Here is a 17,532-nt window from a genome sequence, read left to right as displayed (position 1 = left end):
ATCTTTTATTTTTTCTAATAATAAAAATAATTATCTTATGTGTTTTATAGTTTTTAATTGTATAATATAAAGCAAAAATAATGACAAAAGAGACCTTATGAAAAAACTTGCACTGGTGGTACTTTTAGGGGTGTTGAGTATCCCATCATTTGCTGTTCAACTTATAACTATTGGTTCTGGTGGAGTAACTGGAACATATTATCCAACTGGTGGAGCAATTTGTAGGCTTGTAAATAAAATAAAGAAAAAAACTGGTATTTTATGTTCTGTTGAATCTACAAATGGATCTGTTTATAATATAAAAACAATAAAAAATTCTGAATTAGATTTTGGAATTGCCCAATCTGATATTGCTTATGAAGCATCAAAAGGTATTGGAAAATTTGAGGGAAATAAAGTTTCAAAACTAAGAACTGTAATGGCAATTTATCCTGAACTATTTACATTGGTTACAAGAAAAGATTCAAATATAAATGATATTATGGATATCAAAGGAAAACGAATAAATCTAGGAAATAGTGGCTCTGGTAATGAATCAACTGCACTAGCCATGTTTAATGTTTTAGGAATTAAAAAAACTGATTTAGCCTATGCAGGGGCATTAAGTACATCTGAAATGACAGATGCTTTAAAAAATAACAAGATAGATGGATATTTTTATATGGTAGGGCATCCAACTGCAAATATAAAAGATGTAACAAATGCTATTGATGTAAAACTTGTACCAATAACTGGGGCAAAAATTGATAAGTTTGTGCAAGATAACTCATTTTATGCAAAAGATAATATTCCAGGTGAGATATACAAAGGTAATCCAGCTGATATATCAACTTTTGGGGTAAAAGCTTTATTAGTAACAAGTGCAGATCAAAAAGATGAAGTTGTATATTCAGTTGTAAAACAAGTTTTTGAAAACTTTGATGCCTTGAAAAATGCACATCCAGTATTTACACATATTACTAAAAAATCCTTGTTAGAAGGTTTATCTGCCCCATTACATAATGGAGCAAAAAAATATTTTAAAGAAATTGGATTAATCAAATAATTAATACCTTCGTAGCAATTTTAGTTTCTATTTAGAAGCTAAAATTGCTAAATATGCTTGTTCTTGATATTTATTTAAAATTTCTGGATACTTTATACTATTTTTCTTTTCAAAACTTCCCATTGCTTGTGCACTTACTAAATCAACTCTACATTTTGGATTTAGTTGTATTAAACTTTCCATTTTAAAAGTTACAGCACCACCAGCAAAGTTTCCTTTTTTTGCTCTTTTTTTAATATATACTTGTTCAATATTATTTTCAGTTAAAAATACTAATAAATCGTTACAATAACTTCTTATTGATTCTTGTTTTTCATCATCTTCTAAAGTTATTTTTTTTGTTTTTAAATCCAAATATTCACCATCACCTTGAACTGCCAAAATTGTTTGGTTTGCTTTTAACTCAATTCCACAAATATTCATTTTATTATTCCTTTTAAATGTCCCATTTAAAAGGGACGATAATTTTATGATTTCTTTTAACATTGGAAATAAATTCCAATTAAAGAAACAAATCCTAAAGAGAAGAACAAGTTCTTCTTATAAAATATGTAGAAGTATAAGATAAATTTTTTGTAAGGATTGATTTTATTGCAAATTGTTATATATTAATAAAGTTTCCCATACATATCCATATGTGTAAGATAAACTCTTAAATCAAATTCGTACTGATGATAGTTTGGCTCCATAAAGGTACAAAGATTATAAAACGCCTTATCATGTTCTTTTTCTTTTAGATGAGCTAATTCATGTACTACAATCATCCTAAGAAACTCTTCTGGAACATTTTTAAATAAAGTCCCTATTCGTATCTCATTTTTACTTTTTAACTTGCCACCTTGAACACGAGAGATAAAAGTGTGTAAACCCAAAGCATCATTTATAACATTTATCTTCCCATCATAAATTACTTTACTAAGAGGAAGTGACTTTTTTAAATAGCTATTTTTAAAATCCATAGCATATGAATAAAGAGCTTTATCAGTTTTATACTCATGGGAAGTTTTGTATTTATTAAGTAAATACTTATCAAGCTTTTTGTCATCTATTAGCTTTTGTATTTGCAAGATTATATCTTTGGGATAGTGATTTAGGTATTTTAGGGTTTTCAAAAATTTTCTTTTTATTTAGATATTCATTATAAAGCTGAACCTACAACAACAGTCCACTCTCGAATCTGCCATTTGGTTACTAAACCATTTACAAAATAAGGATCTTGATTAACAAACTCTTCAATTTTGACTTTATCATCAACTTTAAATATAATCACAGCTCCATCAGCAGGATTTGAAAATGCTCCACCAAGAATCAACTCACCACGATTTACATATTTTTCCGTAAGGTTTAAATGTCCCTCCCGATAGGGAACACGCTTTTCAATAATATTATCAACATAGTCATAAAAAAGAAGAAAATACATAAGTTATCCTAAAATAATTATTTATAAAATTGTATCACATAGCAGTTTGTAGGGGTATTAAAACGTTACTATATTTATTTTATGCTTAGTCATAGGCTTGTTGTCTATGTTTAAAATCAACAATTGCAACAATAAGTTTATCTCCTTCAATAAGATAAAAAAGTCTATAATTCCCAATCCTATATCTATAATAACCTTCTAGATTATCTTTAAGTTTTTTGATATTTGTTCCATACAAAGGATTTTCTCTAAGTTGAGGATAAACAAACTTTTCAATTTTTGAATATAGTTTTTTATCCATTTTCTTTTTGATTTTCTCAAAAGTTTTTGTTTCCGCAATCTGATACTTAAACAATAGTGTAATCACCTTTTTTGAAATCTTCTAAACCATTCATAAGGTTTTTTACCAATTCTTTATCATCTAATATTTCAGCCATTTCATCATTTTCTACAAATTGAGATGATGTTAGATATTGTAAAGTTGCAAACTCTATAAAATTTGAGATATTTCTTTTTTGTCCTTCTGCTGCAAATTTAATCATATCATACACCGAATCATCTACTCGCATAGTTACAGTTTTCATAATAACACCTCTTTGAATACTTTTTAATTCTATTGTATTCAATTTTATTCACTTTGTCAATAAGAAGATTTTTTTGAATAGTTTTAATCTACTCTCAAATCCCCATTTGATATAATCAATATCCATCAGTTCCAATATATCTTTCGGTTTTAATCTACTCTCAAATCCCCATTTGATATAATATAAAGAGTGCAATAAACTTTTTATCCCAGGTTTTAATCTACTCTCAAATCCCCATTTGATATAATCTATCTTTCATACAGCATATATTTAATATAGTTTTAATCTACTCTCAAATCCCCATTTGATATAATACAGTAAAAGTAGAATCATGGACCGCAGATGTTTTAATCTACTCTCAAATCCCCATTTGATATAATGTAAGAGTGAAGACTCCTGCATATGCAGTAGTTTTAATCTACTCTCAAATCCCCATTTGATATAATTTGGAGATACATAAACATAATCAGTAGTTAGTTTTAATCTACTCTCAAATCCCCATTTGATATAATGCAAAACAAATAGTTGCAGCAAAGATGAAGTTTTAATCTACTCTCAAATCCCCATTTGATATAATTCAAATAACGATGGAAATATATCTTTAATTGTTTTAATCTACTCTCAAATCCCCATTTGATATAATATTATACACCTTGTACATTAATAACATAAAGTTTTAATCTACTCTCAAATCCCCATTTGATATAATTTAAGTTTGATACTGTATCATCTAATGAACGTTTTAATCTACTCTCAAATCCCCATTTGATATAATACTATATTTTAGAATTACAACAATGTGGGAGTTTTAATCTACTCTCAAATCCCCATTTGATATAATTAAATTTAATTATATACTCATACAAGTACGTTTTAATCTACTCTCAAATCCCCATTTGATATAATTCGCCAAAAAAATTTAATACATTGACACTAGTTTTAATCTACTCTCAAATCCCCATTTGATATAATAGTTTAAAAAGATGAGTTTATCAAAACAAGGTTTTAATCTACTCTCAAATCCCCATTTGATATAATTATCTTATTCTTTGGAATTAAAAACAAAAAGTTTTAATCTACTCTCAAATCCCCATTTGATATAATATCTTCTATAAATTAATAGGAAATAGACAAGTTTTAATCTACTCTCAAATCCCCATTTGATATAATTCTATATGAAAGCCTTTATGTTCAAAGGTGTTTTAATCTACTCTCAAATCCCCATTTGATATAATAGAGTAGCTTAGAACCCTATATTTTAGGCTTTTATAGAGCTTTTATTACTAAAAAACAAGCACTGTTTGTGTTTGTTTTAGTAATTTTTTCTCTGGTTTTTCTCGATAATTTTCAATAACTAACATATTTTTATATTGTGCTTCTGTGATTTTTACAACTCTTATAGAACCACCCACAGGTGCTGCCAGTTCTATTTTTTTCTCATATTTTTGTGCCATAACCAAACTTCTACAAAATCTTATATAAATAGAATACTGGAACATAATAAATCCCATTTCCAAAAGTTTTTTACGAAATTTTGTATATTTTTTTATATCTTTTTTTGTATTTGTGGGCATATCGAACATTGCAAATAAAACCATTTTTCTATACCTGCTTATTTCTTCTATATTCATCATAATTCAAATAAAGTTAACTCTTCACATTTTGATAAACAAATTGACTGATAATTTGCTACTATAGCTTTCATACAGTTTGAAACCATTATCTTTTTACCATCATAAAAAACTGCTTCATCCAAAAGCTTCAATAACTCAATTTTTATTTTACTGTTTAGTTCCATCTCTTTTTTTATATTTCTTACCACATAATTATCTACTATAGGGCGAAAAGGTTCTATCAAATCATCTGCCAAATTAAAAGCATTGAGTTCACTGCTGTGATGTATGCCAAAAGCTGGATTTAACCCATATGTTATTAAATACCTACAAATAGAACTTCTAAAAATGGCATAACCAAAATTTAAAACAGCATTGTTTATATTTTCAGGGTCATTTCTTGAAAACTCTTTTCCAAACAATTCTTTAAAATAGTATGCGGCAGCTGTGGCTTCTATATTGTCTTTATCGTTTGATTTTATTCGAGGAATTAAAGAATCTAAATAATCACTGTTTTTATGAAGTTTTTTCAAGACTTTAGATTGATTACTCACTTTATGTGTAATTATATTTTTCCAAATCTGATTTAACTTTGGTTTGGATACCTCTATTTGAGATTTTTGTATTTTGGTTGTACGACTGTTTTTATTAATTCCAAGTAAAATAGAACTTGGCATAAACTTTTCATCACAAAAGATTACATTGATATTGGCTTTAGAAAGTTGAGATAAAAGAGCAGAAGTAATAGTACTTTGTTGATTTTCTATAATTATGGTATCAATATCATCAAAGCAAACAGTCGTTTCATAGTCATCAATTTTTACAGAGATAAGATTGTGTTTGTAGCTAAGATATGACTTATTTTTGACGTATAGTTTTTGAAGAGACATTAAAAAACTCCGAATTGAAGGATAAACCTTGCGTGGCTCGGAGTAACACCACTTGTTTTAATCAGACTATCAAATCCCCATTTGATATAAAAAGATTTTATAATATTATTTCTTAAAGTCTTCATAGGTTATATTTCCATAAAAATCTATATTTATTTTCTTTATTGTTCTATCTTCATTTATTTGAATAGGAATAACTTTTGTTTTGGTATTGATAGTGTCAAATTTTACAACATTTTTACCCTTTCCAACTTCTCCTCCACCATTACAAATATAGTATTTTTTTGTATTATTTTTTGTATCTATTAACTCAACAATATCGTATTTCTGGATAGTATTTTTATCTCCAAAATCTTTTATTAACAATTTCTTCTTATCATCAATTTTTGACTGAATTTCATTTTTTATGGATGAAAAATAGTTAAGTCCCACGACTTGACCTTTTTCTGTATTGTACAAATCAACATTTAATGTTGTATCATTGAGTTTAGCTACAAAAGGAGTTTGAGTTGATTTTAACTCATCATAAATATCTTTTGTAAGTCTTTGAACTCTGGAAGTTTGAGTTTTATCTGTGATAATAATACTATCTACTTTTGAAGCCTCTTTCGTTTTTATTTTGATATTTCTTATAATTTGTTTTTGTCCTTTGTTCGTTAAGAAAAAACAAGGTTCGTTTTGTATATCTATTTGAGTTTGTTTTTCATCAGTTAAAAGTTTCATTTTTTCTTTAATATCAATAGTTTCAGGGGTATCAATGTAATCTTTTTTATTAGGTAAATTGCCTTTTAACTCTTTAATTTGTTCTTCTAAGCTTTTTATCTTTTCTTTTGTATTAAGTAGTTTTTCTTTGTAGTTTTCTATCGCAACTTTTATATTATTTTGTTTTGGTAAATCTAAAGATTTTATTAAGTCATCTACTCTTTTTTTTACTTCACTATCATTTACATCTTTTCCATTTTGGTCAAAAAGTAGATTTTTATCTATAGGTTTTTTATCAATTTGGCAAAATATTTCTTTCTCTTCATCCCAATAAAGCTTAATATTCCCATCTTTAAATCCCACGATATTATCTTTTTTTTTCATCATAGGGCAAATGTATAACTCATCATTTTCATATTTTTTAACTTTTTCTTTTACAAAATCAACCAAAGAAATACCCTCTTTTGTTTTAGGAAATCTAGTGCTAAGATTTTCTAAAATAGCTTTGGTCTTAAAACCATTTTCATTTTGTTTGAAAAAGTCATTTAAAGCTTTTTTAGCAGAAGAATTTAAAAGTGATATTACTATCGCATCTATTGTGTGATGATAATTTGTACTTCTATCTTTTTTATCATCTTCATTTTTGGGTTGAACTTTATTGATACCCCAAAGTCGTTTTAATTCACTTATGGCTTTTCCTGTTACTCTTACGATATTTGAGTTTGTCTCTCCCTTGCCATGTTCATTTTGCTTTGGATACAAATAATGCTCCAAATAGTTTGCAATGATTTTTGTAGCACTTCTTGTATCATTTAAAAATCTATCTTCAAGATTTTCTTTTTCCCAGTTTTTGTTTATATTCTCTTCATCTGTTAACCAAAATACTTTATTTTTATTGGCTATATTTTCATTTACTCTATATTTAAAATCTTCCCAAGTATTTTTTGATTTTAAATAAATTATTGGGTGTGTATCACTTTTGTTTTGATTATATTTTTTAAAAACCAAGATTTTATTTTTATATGAATTTATCCAAATTTTACTTCGTGGGATAAAGTGTTCTACCTCTGTTTGTCTTTCATCTAAAGCCTCTTCTAAAGTCATAGAGTTCCCACTATAAAGACATTTTGCTTTTTGTTCAGTAAATAGTCTTGCTCGTTCTATGTTTTTGTTTGTTATTTCATATTTATTGGCTTCAAGTAATTTTTCAGCCTCTCTTATCTCTTTTCTACTATTTACTTGGGAATCCTTGATTTGTTCTTCTTCTGTTTTTGAGTTTAATTCCCTTGCTGTTTCTATGATGATTTGGTCAATTTTTCCATATTTTTTTATCAAATCATTTACAAGTTTTCTTAAAATTGAAATAACTCTTTTTACATTTGGAGAGACTAGAGGTTGATAAAACAGATGTTCTACTTTAAAATTTTTTACATTTTTTTCAAGCCATTTTATATCTTCTTTTGATGGATTTAATGGTGGAAGATAATCATAAGCTTCAATACCTACATATTTTTTAAAATAACCAAGTTGGGTTAAACTATCCTGATAATTCTCTCCACTTCTTAATTTTTGTAAAATTTCATCTATAAAAAGTAAAGAGAATGAAGCATAAGACTCTTTATTTCCTTTATCTACTTTTGATAATCTGTCAATGGTTTCATCATCTAAAACATTTTGAATATCAACTTTTTTTATCTCTTTTACTATTTGGTCTTTATTTACAAAATAATGGATTTTTTCTAAAATTTTTGTATATAAATCTCTATATTTTTCAAAAATATCTATATTTGTATCTCTAAATATTTCTAAAAACTGTTTATGTAGTTTTATATCTAAAATTGTATCATCTTGTTTTTCAGCTGTTTTTATTTTAATATTTTTAAGTCCTGCTTTATCAAAAATATTTTTTGTATTAATCGTTTGTGCTGGTGGTTTTTTAAGCCAAAGTTCAATTGTGTTTTCTATCTCTTCTTTTGTTGGATTATAAAATTCACCTGTTTTATCATTAAAAATTAAATTTCCTAAAATAGAATTTTCTATTCTTTGTCTAAGTGTAAATTCAATACTTGAAATATGTGATTTAGCAACTCTTTTTCGTGGATTTTGATGATAGGCATTATAAAAACTACAATATCCAACCATATCTTCCATACTTTTTAAAGGTCTTTGTTCAAATATTCCTAAAGAATTTTCATTTACACCCTTTAAAAGTTTGTGTTTAAAAGTTTCATACTTTTCACTGTTTTCAAAAAGTTCAGAATTAGTTTTTTGGCTATCCAATAACTTCTCTAACTCTTCTTGCCAAAGTTCTCTGTCTATTGAGTTGTTATAATCATCTTTTTTATTTCTAATAGCTACATTTATAAATCCATCTTTTTCAAGTTCGGTTTTTTTATTTAATAAAACTAAAGATGGTATAGCTAATTTATTTTCTAAATAAACTGTTTTGTTTTTTTTAATCGGTTCTGTTATAACACCATCATTTTTTGAATCTTCTGTTTTAAATTGATTTGAATATCCTCTTCTTGAAATAATTGTATAAAGGGCAAAAGTAAATTCATCTTTTGAAAGATTTTTGCCATTTACAGCTTCCTGTCTTAAAGTGTATGGATTTTGATTACAAGAAAGTTTATTAAAGTATTTTATTGGTTGTGTAAGTATTAAATTATTCGCAAGATTAAAATCAAAAAGGAGTTTTCTAACTATTTGTTTTCTTCTACTATTTCTTTCATTTCTTCTTCGTCCACTTCTAAATTTTCTTCTATCTTCTGCTTTAATATATTCACTAAAAATAATACTATTTGAAGTTAACTCATTAAAAATTGTTTGTTCATTTTTTATTTCTATTTCATTTAATGAAAAACCTATACTATTTGTACCAATATCCAAACCTAATACTATATTCATATTAAACCTTTACCAAAAAACTAATGTAAGCATAAAATTTTTAAATAAAATAGTGAATTAATTGTGTATTTATCGCATTATTAATTTAAAAATCAAATTTATTATACTATTTTTATAATTTATTTAACAATTTATCAAAAATGTATTTTTTAAAAGTTTATATTTTGTTTATAATCAAGGCAAAGTGGAAAATTTAGGAGGGAGCTTACTCAGTCGTAAGTGACTGAGTAAATTTTGCGTTTTAACGCAGAGTATGAATAAAAGATAAACTTTTATACGTCTAAGTGTTCTACATCTTTGGCATGTTCCTCGATGTAGTTTCTTCTTGGCTCTACTTCATCACCCATGAAAAGTGTGAAAGTATCACTTGCTACTGTTGCATCTTCAATAGTTACTCTTAAAAGTCTTCTATCTTCTGGAGTCATAGTTGTTTCCCAAAGTTGTTCTGGGTTCATCTCTCCAAGTCCTTTATATCTTTGGATATAAGCACCTTTTTTAGCTAAAGTTTCAACTTCATCTAAAATTTCGATTAAATCTCTACCATCAAATACAGTTAAATCTCTCTCAACTAACTTATTATAAATATAAGTTGCTTCACTGAAATATGGTGATGCAAAAAGTTCATCATCAATAATTAACTCTTCAAGACCTTCATTTGTTTGAACAAAAAGTTGAATATATTCATCAGTTAATTTTTTAGATAAGATGTTATAACCTTTTGCTTCAAGGAATCCTTTTACCTCTTCATATAAAGCAGATAATTCTAAATTTACTAAATTTGAATTTTCAATTAAGTGTTTTAATACTTCTGCTAAAGAGTATCTTTTTTCCAATTGTTGTAACATACTTCTATATCTTGAAACTGTTCTAAATAAATCAAGTAAATCATTATAACCTAAACCTTCAAATTCAAATGATTCTAAACCATTTTCAATCAGGAAGTTAGAAAGTGCTGTGTCATCTTTTAAATATTTTTCATTTTTACCTTTTTTATATCTATAAAGAGGTGGTTGAGCAATATATAAATAACCTTTTTCTACAACAGGTCTTAAAAATCTAAAAAAGAAAGTTAAAAGTAGTGTTTGAATATGGCTACCATCTACGTCGGCATCCGTCATAATAATGATTTTATGATATCTAATTTTTTCTTCATCAAAATCTTCACCAATACCACAACCAAGTGCAGTAATCATATTTCTAATTTCATCAGATTTTAAAATCTTATCAAGTCTTGATTTTTCTACATTTAAAATCTTACCTTTAAGTGGTAAAATCGCTTGATAAACCCTATCTCTACCTTGTTTTGCAGAACCTCCTGCAGAATCCCCTTCCACTAGATAAAGTTCTCTAATAGCTGGATCTTTACTTTGACACTCTGCTAATTTACCAGGAAGTGTCCCCACTGTCATAGCATCTTTTTTTCTAGTCAAATCTCTAGCTTTTTTAGCAGCTTCTCTACCACGTGCAGCCATTAAAGCTTTTTCCATAATAGCTTTTGCTTGAGCTGGATTCTCTTCAAAATATTTGTCAAGTTTTTCACTTGTAAGTCTTTGTGTAATAGGTTTTACATAAGAACTTCCAAGTTTACCTTTTGTTTGCCCTTCAAATTGAGGTTCTGGAACTTTTACTGAAATAACTGCAATAAGACCTTCTCTTACATCATCACCAGTAATTTTTGTATCTTTTTCTCTAGCTGCTGCATTTTCATTTAGATATTTAACAATACTTCTTGTAAGTCCTGCTTTAAACCCAGCTTCGTGAGTTCCACCATCTATTGTTCTAATATTATTTACAAATGATAAAGTTTTTTCCACATAAGTATCATTATACATTACAGCAATATCAACTTCAACACCATCAACATTATCATTAAATGCAACTGCATCAGAAACAGCTGTTGCTGTATTTATATCTTCAACAAATTGTTTAATACCACCTTCAAAATGAAATACATCTGTTTTTTTGTGAATTTCATCCACTAAAGTAATAGAGATAAATGAATTTAAATATGCTACTTCCCTAAATCTTTTTGCTAATATAGCCGTATCATAAGTATTTACTTCAAAAATAGAATCATCAGCCAAAAATTCAATAGTTGTACCTGTTTTTCTTGGACTTTCACCAATAACTTCTAATGGACCTTTTGGAATACCTTTTGAAAACTCTTGATAATGAATTTTACCTTCTCGATAGATAGTCATTTTAAGTTCTTTTGAAAGAGCATTTACAACAGAAACCCCAACCCCATGAAGACCACCAGATACTTTATATGTATCTTTATCAAATTTTCCACCTGCATGAAGTACTGTTAAAACAACTGTAGCTGCAGAAATACCTTCACCTGGATGAATTGCAGTAGGAATACCCCTACCATCATCTTCTACTCTAATCCAATGATCTTTTGTCATTGTAATTTTAATATTTTTACAATATCCAGCCATTGCTTCATCAATAGAGTTATCAACAACTTCATAAACCATATGATGAAGACCATTGATGTTAGTATCACCAATATACATACCTGGTCTTTTTCTAACAGCTTCAAGACCTTTTAAAACTTTAATATTACTAGCACCATACTCTTGGCTCATACGTTATCCTTTTTTATTTATCTAATACAATTGGCATAACAATTGTAAAGAATTTTTCATCTTCTAAGTAAAATGGTAAGTTTGATTCATTAAATCCAACAACAATATTTTCATTATTAGACATACTTAAAAAGTCTAATAAATATTTAGCATTAACTGCTAAATAAAAATTCTCTGTTATATTTAAATCAATATCAACTTGTGTTTTTGATTCAGTATCTTCATCTAATGATTCAAAAATAATTGAATTTGGAGAAAATGTAATTTTAATATTTGAAAATAAAGAAGTAACCAATTTAATAGAATCAATAAGTACTGCTTTTGGAAGTGCTAAATTGTATTTTAAACTATTTGGAATAATTCTTTCATAATCAGGAAATTTACCATTGATTAATTTTGTAAAAAATTTAGAATTATCTGTTTCTATAATTAAATTAGTATCATCATAAGAGATTTTAGCATCATCTAAAAATAGTTTTTGGATTTCTATAATTGCTTTTTTTGGAATAATAAATTGAGATTCATTATTTGATATATTTTGTAAATGTGAAATAGCAAGTCTTCTTGTATCTGTTGCTACAAAATTTATTTTAGAATTTTTAATATCTATTAATGCACCATTTAATTCAAACTTTGGATTGTTGTTATCAATAGCTGGTGTAATTTTTCTAATACTATTTACTAAACTAATAGTTGAAATATTTAAAATATTTAATTGACTATTCATAATTAAATTTGGATATTCATTTGCATCATACATAGGTAATTTAAATGTTGATCTACCTTGTTTGATAACTAGATTATTATCTATTGTTTCAACAATAATATTATCATTTTTTAATCTTTTAATGATTCCTAAAAGATTACTTCCATTAACTGTACCTTTTCCATCTGTAGATTCTTCAATATTATTAACATAAGATTCTAATCCTATTTCATAATCAGTAGCTTTTAATATTAATTTAGAGTTTTGAACTTCTAAATAAATATGTGAAGTTATAGAACTTGAATCTTTTTTTTCTAAAAATGGTTGCATTGAAGAGATTATATTTTCAAAAATGTTTTTTGCAATGATAAATCTCATGTTATCCCCTTTATTTATATTTTTATTTAGTGGTAGTAGTAGATTATGTGAATAGATGAAAACTCTTGTTTTAATCCCTTTATATCAACACTTGTTAGAGTGATTAAAAGATTGAAGATATTCACATCTATTCACATAACAGTTTAAAACTTTTCTACACCTATCCCCTATTTATGATTTTATTTTTTAAATTTTCAATTATTAGTTTAAAATTTTCATCTTTTTCAATAAGCTCATTTGCTTTTTTAATATTATGAGAAATTGAACTATGATCTTTCATCCCTAAAAATTTAGCAATATCTGGCATAGAGTTATGTGTTAACTCTCTTGCAAGGTATATTACTATTCTTCTTGCATTTGCAACAATTGCTGTTCTTTTTTTAGATTTTATATCACTTGGTTTGATATTTAGCTCAATAGCTACTATTGAAATAATATCAGGAAGTTTTATATTTTCTTTAGTCTCTTTTATTTGTTCTTTTAGAAGATTTTGTACCATAGGTAAGTTAATCTCTTGATTAAGTAAAGATGCACTTGCATTTATACGTATAAGAACACCTTCGATTTCTCTGATAGAGTTATCAAGGTTTGTGGCAATATAATTTACAATTTCCCTATTTAAATGAATACCATTTAATTCAGATTTTTTTTCAATAATTGCAATTTTTGTCTCAAGTCCTGGTATTTGAACATCTGCTGTTAATCCCCACTCAAATCTTGATTTTAATCTATCTACAAGTCCAGCAATTTGAGAAGGAAGTCTATCTGAAGTCATAACAATTTGTTTTTCTGCATTGTGAAGTTCATTAAAGGTGTGAAAAAACTCCTCTTGGGTTTGTTCTTTTCCACTTAGAAATTGGATGTCATCGATAAGAAGAACATCACATTTTCTATATTTACTTCTAAAGTGTTCCATATTTTTATTTTTAATTGCAAAGGTAAAATCGTTCATAAACTGTTCGATTGTAACGTAAATAATTGTTTTTCCATGTTCTATTGCATCATTTCCAATGGCTTGAAGTAGGTGAGTTTTACCTAAACCTGTCCCTCCATAAATAAACAATGGATTGTATTGAATACCAGGCTTTTTAGAAACTGCAACTGAAGCATTGTATGCCATTTGATTTGATGGACCTACTACAAAAGAATCGAAAGTATATGAGGGATTTAAGATAGTACTTTCAACATCAGTTTTTCCACTTTTTTCTTTTAAAATCTCTTTTTTAGTCTTTTTTTCACCTGTTAGTTTTATCTCAATAGAGGGTTTAGTTCCATCAAGGGTTTCAAAGCAGTGTTGTATGATTTTAGAATATTTACTTTTTATCCAGTTTGCGATGTATTTGTTTGGTACTTCAAAAATAGCTATATTTTCATCAGATGAAACTTTTTTGTATGCAAGTTGTTTTAAATATCTTTCGTAATCTGATTTTGATGTCTCATTTTTTAAAACTGATAAAATCTCTTTAGTTGTCATTAAATATAAACTCTTTTTTATTTGATTGGTAGATATTATATCTAAAATATTTTAAAAACTAAGATATAATAAAAATAATGTTGTATAAGTAGTGAATAACTTTTGGATAAGTATAAAATTTAAGTGAAAATTTATAAATATTTAACGATGATATAAGAGTTTTTTAAAGTGAATAGATTTTTTGTGAAAGAGTGAATAGTTGAAAAAAAAGATATTGGGAATAGATCCTGGAACTATAAATTGTGGTTATGCAGTAATAGAAAAAGATAATAGAGAATTGAGGCTTTGTGAAGCTGGATTGATAAAAATAAAAAGTAAGATTTTACAAGAGCAAATAGTAGAGATGGTTGAAGGTTTGGATTTGATTTTTTCAAATCATGATATAAGTGAAGTGGCCATAGAAGATATGTTTTATGCCTTCAATCCAAAAAGTGTAATTAAACTTGCTCAATTTAGAGGGGCTATCTCTTTGAAAGTTTTACAAAGATTTGGTAACTTTTCAGAATATACACCTCTTCAAGTAAAAAAAGCAGTAACAGGAAATGGAAAAGCAGCAAAAGAACAAGTGGCTTTTATGGTGAAAAGATTATTGGGTGTGAAAAAAGAGATAAAACCACTTGATATAACAGATGCCATTGCTATTGCACTTACTCATGCTCAGAGATTAAAATGAAAAATCTTACAATTATTGCTTTTTTAGCTTTATCTATTATTTGGGGAAGTAATTTTATTTATATGAAAATGGCTGCTGTTTATGTTGAACCTATTCAAGTTGTTTTTTATAGAGTTTTATTTGGATTTATTCCTGTATTCTTATATGCAATTTATAAAAAAAGTTTGAAACTAAAAGATTTAAAATATAGTTTTCATTTTATTATTATGTCTTTACTTGCAACAGTAATTTATTATTATGGATTTGTAAAAGGTTCTGATTTATTATTATCTGGAATAGCTGGTGCTTTAAGTGGTGCAATTCCTCTTTTTTCTTTTTTATTAGGAGCTATTTTTTTAAAAGAAGAGAAAATCACAAAATTGGCATTTTTAGGTGTTTTGTTGGGATTTGTAGGAGTGCTTTTAATAAGTGATGTATTTAATGAAAATATAATGGCTTCAAATATAGAAGGTATGTTGTCTGTGATTTTAGGTTCACTTAGTGTTGGGGCTTCTTTTATTTATGCTAAAAAATATGTTATCCCATTAAAATTAAAAGCTGAAGCATTTACAACATATCAGTTAGGATTTGGGCTTTTACTTTTACTTTTTATTACAGATTTTAATGGCATAAATAATATTTGGCAAGATGCTCATAGCGCTATAGGAATGGTTGTTGGATTAGGACTTTTAGGTACAGGATTAGCTTATATTATTTATTATTATATGATTGAAGAATTAGGAGCTTTAAAAGCTTCATCTATTACATATGTTCCTCCTGTAATTGCTCTTATTATTGGTATATTTATTGTGGGAGAAGATATTAAACTTATGGATATTGTTGGAATGGGATTGATACTTTTAGGGGTATTTTTAATAAATCAAAGAAAAAAAGCATGATATAAGTTTAAACAAAAGTCGTTATAATTCGCTTTTATGAACTATTAGGATAATAAATGAAACGAATTGGAATACTTTCTTCTCACAATGGAAGTGGCTTTGATACTCTTGTAGAAGCTTGTGAAAATAAAACTTTAAATGCTCAAGTGGTATTGGTAATATCCAATAACCAAGAGGCAAAAGTATTAGAAAAAGCACAAAATAAAAATGTTCCAAATTTTTTAATAAATGCAAAAAAATATCCAGATGAAAACCTTGATGAAAAAATCACAAACTTGATGCTTGAATTTAAAGTTGATTATATATTTTTGTCAGGTTTTATGAAAAAAATTGAAGAAAATCTTTTAAAAAATTTCCCAAATAAAATTATAAATTCCCATCCAGCTTTGTTGCCAAAATTTGGTGGAAAAGGTATGTATGGAAGATTTGTCCATGAAGCGGTGATTGAAGCAAAAGAGAAAGAATCTGGCTGTACTGTGCACTTTGTTAATGAAAATTATGATGAGGGTGAATATATTGTACAAGAAAAAATTTCTCTATTAGAAGATGAAACAGTTGAAACCTTAGAAGATAAAATAAAAGCTCTAGAAAAAGAAGCAATTATTAAAGCATTTAATAAGTTATTAAAATAAGGTATTTTTTAATAATAGTTTACATATAATAATTGAATATTAAATTTGGAGAGAAGATGAAATATTTAATTTGCGACGATTCTAAGATGGCAAGAAAGATGTTAATAAAGTCTTTAAAAAGTCTAGTTGGAGATGATATTGAGATAGTTGAAGCTTCAAATGGTTTAGAAGCGATTCAAGCTTATAAAGATAATTCACCATTTATTACTTTTATGGATTTAACTATGCCAGAGATGAATGGCTTTGATGCAGTTGAAAATATATGTAAGTTAGATAAAGATGCAAAAATAATTGTAGTAAGTGCTGATATTCAAGAAGCTTCTATGACAAAAGCAAAAACAAATGGAGCTTTAGGTTTTATAAAAAAACCTATAAATGAAGATAATTTAAAACCAGTTCTTGAAAAACTAAAGGTTTTATGATGGTCGAAGAAGATTTTTTAGATAGCGACCAAAAAGATTGTTTACAAGAGTTGATGAACATATCTTATGGTTCAGCTACTGCTGCCATAGCAGATATAATTGGTAAATTTGCAAAACTTAGTATTCCAAGAATTAGAACATTTACAAGTGAAACTTTTAAAGATTATATTAAAAATAAAATAGAAGAGTACCATATTTGTTATTTAACAAATCAATTAATTGATGGTAAACTCTCTGGTGAGAATCTTTTTTTAATAGATGATAAATCTTTAAAAAACTTAGCCATTGAATTTGGTATAAGTGAAGTAGATATAGATGAAGATGAACTTAAAGATGTGGTTTTAGAAATTACAAATATCATTTCATCAACAACATCAAGTAAGTTAGCAGAACTAATTGATACTGACATTTTATTTTCTCCTCCCCATGTAAATGTACTAGATTCTGCTCAATGTTTGGAAGATCATTATGAAATTGAATATAATCATATTATTATAATTTCTACACTAATAGAGTTTGAAGAACAAAATATAAATAGTGAATTGGCAATAATGCTAAAAGATGAATCAATTGTTTATATGAGAGAAGCTTTAGACAAAGTTATGGAAGAGTACTAG

General features: G+C 26.9%; 17 protein-coding genes and 1 CRISPR repeat array. Of the genes, 6 read left to right on the top strand and 11 right to left on the bottom strand.

What is annotated here, in order from left to right; all coding sequences use genetic code 11:
- Positions 1-97 precede the first annotated feature (97 nt).
- On the top strand, positions 98-1,045 hold the full coding sequence (locus tag ACQY5W_RS01990) for a TAXI family TRAP transporter solute-binding subunit (RefSeq protein ID WP_428023262.1): 948 nt from the start codon (positions 98-100) through the stop codon (positions 1,043-1,045).
- A gap of 27 nt (positions 1,046-1,072) precedes the next feature.
- Here the strand turns inward: ACQY5W_RS01990 and ACQY5W_RS01985 are convergent, their stop codons facing one another.
- The 11 genes from ACQY5W_RS01985 to dnaA all read right to left on the bottom strand — a co-directional run bounded on the left by ACQY5W_RS01985 (position 1,073) and on the right by dnaA (position 14,310).
- The gene (locus ACQY5W_RS01985; RefSeq protein WP_428023261.1) at positions 1,073-1,468 is read right to left on the bottom strand and encodes a DUF3010 family protein; all 396 of its coding nucleotides are present in this window, start codon (positions 1,466-1,468) and stop codon (positions 1,073-1,075) included.
- 185 nt (positions 1,469-1,653) lie between these two features.
- Positions 1,654-2,157, bottom strand: coding sequence for a M48 metallopeptidase family protein (locus ACQY5W_RS01980; RefSeq protein WP_428023260.1), 504 nt, complete (start codon positions 2,155-2,157; stop codon positions 1,654-1,656).
- A gap of 26 nt (positions 2,158-2,183) precedes the next feature.
- Positions 2,184-2,465, bottom strand: coding sequence for a YciI-like protein (locus ACQY5W_RS01975; RefSeq protein WP_428023259.1), 282 nt, complete (start codon positions 2,463-2,465; stop codon positions 2,184-2,186).
- Positions 2,466-2,550: 85 nt separating this feature from the next.
- Positions 2,551-2,820, bottom strand: a complete 270-nt coding sequence (locus ACQY5W_RS01970) for a type II toxin-antitoxin system RelE family toxin (RefSeq protein ID WP_428023258.1) — start codon at positions 2,818-2,820, stop codon at positions 2,551-2,553.
- Positions 2,813-3,091, bottom strand: a complete 279-nt coding sequence (locus ACQY5W_RS01965) for a CopG family transcriptional regulator (RefSeq protein ID WP_428023257.1) — start codon at positions 3,089-3,091, stop codon at positions 2,813-2,815. Before ACQY5W_RS01965 ends, ACQY5W_RS01970 begins: the two co-directional genes overlap by 8 nt.
- 38 nt (positions 3,092-3,129) lie before the next feature.
- A CRISPR array of direct repeats spans positions 3,130-4,284; the repeat unit is 36 nt; unit sequence GTTTTAATCTACTCTCAAATCCCCATTTGATATAAT.
- 48 nt (positions 4,285-4,332) lie between these two features.
- Positions 4,333-4,680, bottom strand: a complete 348-nt coding sequence (gene cas2, locus ACQY5W_RS01960; RefSeq protein ID WP_428023256.1) for a CRISPR-associated endonuclease Cas2 — start codon at positions 4,678-4,680, stop codon at positions 4,333-4,335.
- Positions 4,680-5,552: a type II CRISPR-associated endonuclease Cas1 gene (gene cas1 / locus ACQY5W_RS01955; protein ID WP_428023255.1), complete on the bottom strand. Its 873-nt coding sequence runs from the start codon at positions 5,550-5,552 to the stop codon at positions 4,680-4,682. The genes cas2 and cas1 overlap by 1 nt, the downstream gene beginning before the upstream one ends.
- A 105-nt stretch (positions 5,553-5,657) precedes the next feature.
- Entirely contained in the window at positions 5,658-9,161 is a 3,504-nt protein-coding gene (cas9, locus tag ACQY5W_RS01950; protein WP_428023254.1) for a type II CRISPR RNA-guided endonuclease Cas9, read from the bottom strand.
- Positions 9,162-9,433: 272 nt separating this feature from the next.
- On the bottom strand, positions 9,434-11,752 hold the full coding sequence (gyrB, locus tag ACQY5W_RS01945; RefSeq protein ID WP_428023253.1) for a DNA topoisomerase (ATP-hydrolyzing) subunit B: 2,319 nt from the start codon (positions 11,750-11,752) through the stop codon (positions 9,434-9,436).
- A gap of 13 nt (positions 11,753-11,765) precedes the next feature.
- Positions 11,766-12,836 (bottom strand): DNA polymerase III subunit beta, encoded by a 1,071-nt coding sequence (gene dnaN / locus ACQY5W_RS01940; RefSeq protein ID WP_428023252.1) that lies wholly within the window; start codon positions 12,834-12,836, stop codon positions 11,766-11,768.
- A 160-nt stretch (positions 12,837-12,996) separates the two neighbouring features.
- Positions 12,997-14,310 (bottom strand): chromosomal replication initiator protein DnaA, encoded by a 1,314-nt coding sequence (gene dnaA, locus ACQY5W_RS01935; RefSeq protein WP_428023251.1) that lies wholly within the window; start codon positions 14,308-14,310, stop codon positions 12,997-12,999.
- 199 nt (positions 14,311-14,509) lie between these two features.
- Here dnaA and ruvC point away from each other — a divergent pair, with 199 nt between their 5' ends.
- From ruvC to ACQY5W_RS01910, 5 genes are read left to right on the top strand one after another with little or no spacing between them, the layout of a single operon-like run.
- Entirely contained in the window at positions 14,510-14,983 is a 474-nt protein-coding gene (ruvC, locus tag ACQY5W_RS01930; protein ID WP_428023250.1) for a crossover junction endodeoxyribonuclease RuvC, read from the top strand.
- Positions 14,980-15,861, top strand: coding sequence for a DMT family transporter (locus ACQY5W_RS01925; protein WP_428023249.1), 882 nt, complete (start codon positions 14,980-14,982; stop codon positions 15,859-15,861). Before ruvC ends, ACQY5W_RS01925 begins: the two co-directional genes overlap by 4 nt.
- A 56-nt stretch (positions 15,862-15,917) precedes the next feature.
- Positions 15,918-16,493, top strand: a complete 576-nt coding sequence (gene purN / locus ACQY5W_RS01920; protein ID WP_428023248.1) for a phosphoribosylglycinamide formyltransferase — start codon at positions 15,918-15,920, stop codon at positions 16,491-16,493.
- Positions 16,494-16,549: 56 nt separating this feature from the next.
- Positions 16,550-16,915, top strand: coding sequence for a response regulator (locus tag ACQY5W_RS01915; RefSeq protein WP_428023247.1), 366 nt, complete (start codon positions 16,550-16,552; stop codon positions 16,913-16,915).
- Positions 16,915-17,532 carry a chemotaxis protein CheC gene (locus tag ACQY5W_RS01910; protein WP_428023246.1) on the top strand — a complete coding sequence of 206 codons (618 nt, stop codon included), beginning with the start codon at positions 16,915-16,917 and terminating at the stop codon, positions 17,530-17,532. Before ACQY5W_RS01915 ends, ACQY5W_RS01910 begins: the two co-directional genes overlap by 1 nt.

The organism is Arcobacter sp. (genome assembly GCF_050300555.1).
Classification (GTDB): Bacteria; Campylobacterota; Campylobacteria; order Campylobacterales; family Arcobacteraceae; genus Arcobacter.
Note: the sequence above shows the minus strand (reverse complement) of the source record. Positions and strands in the feature narration are given on the sequence as shown.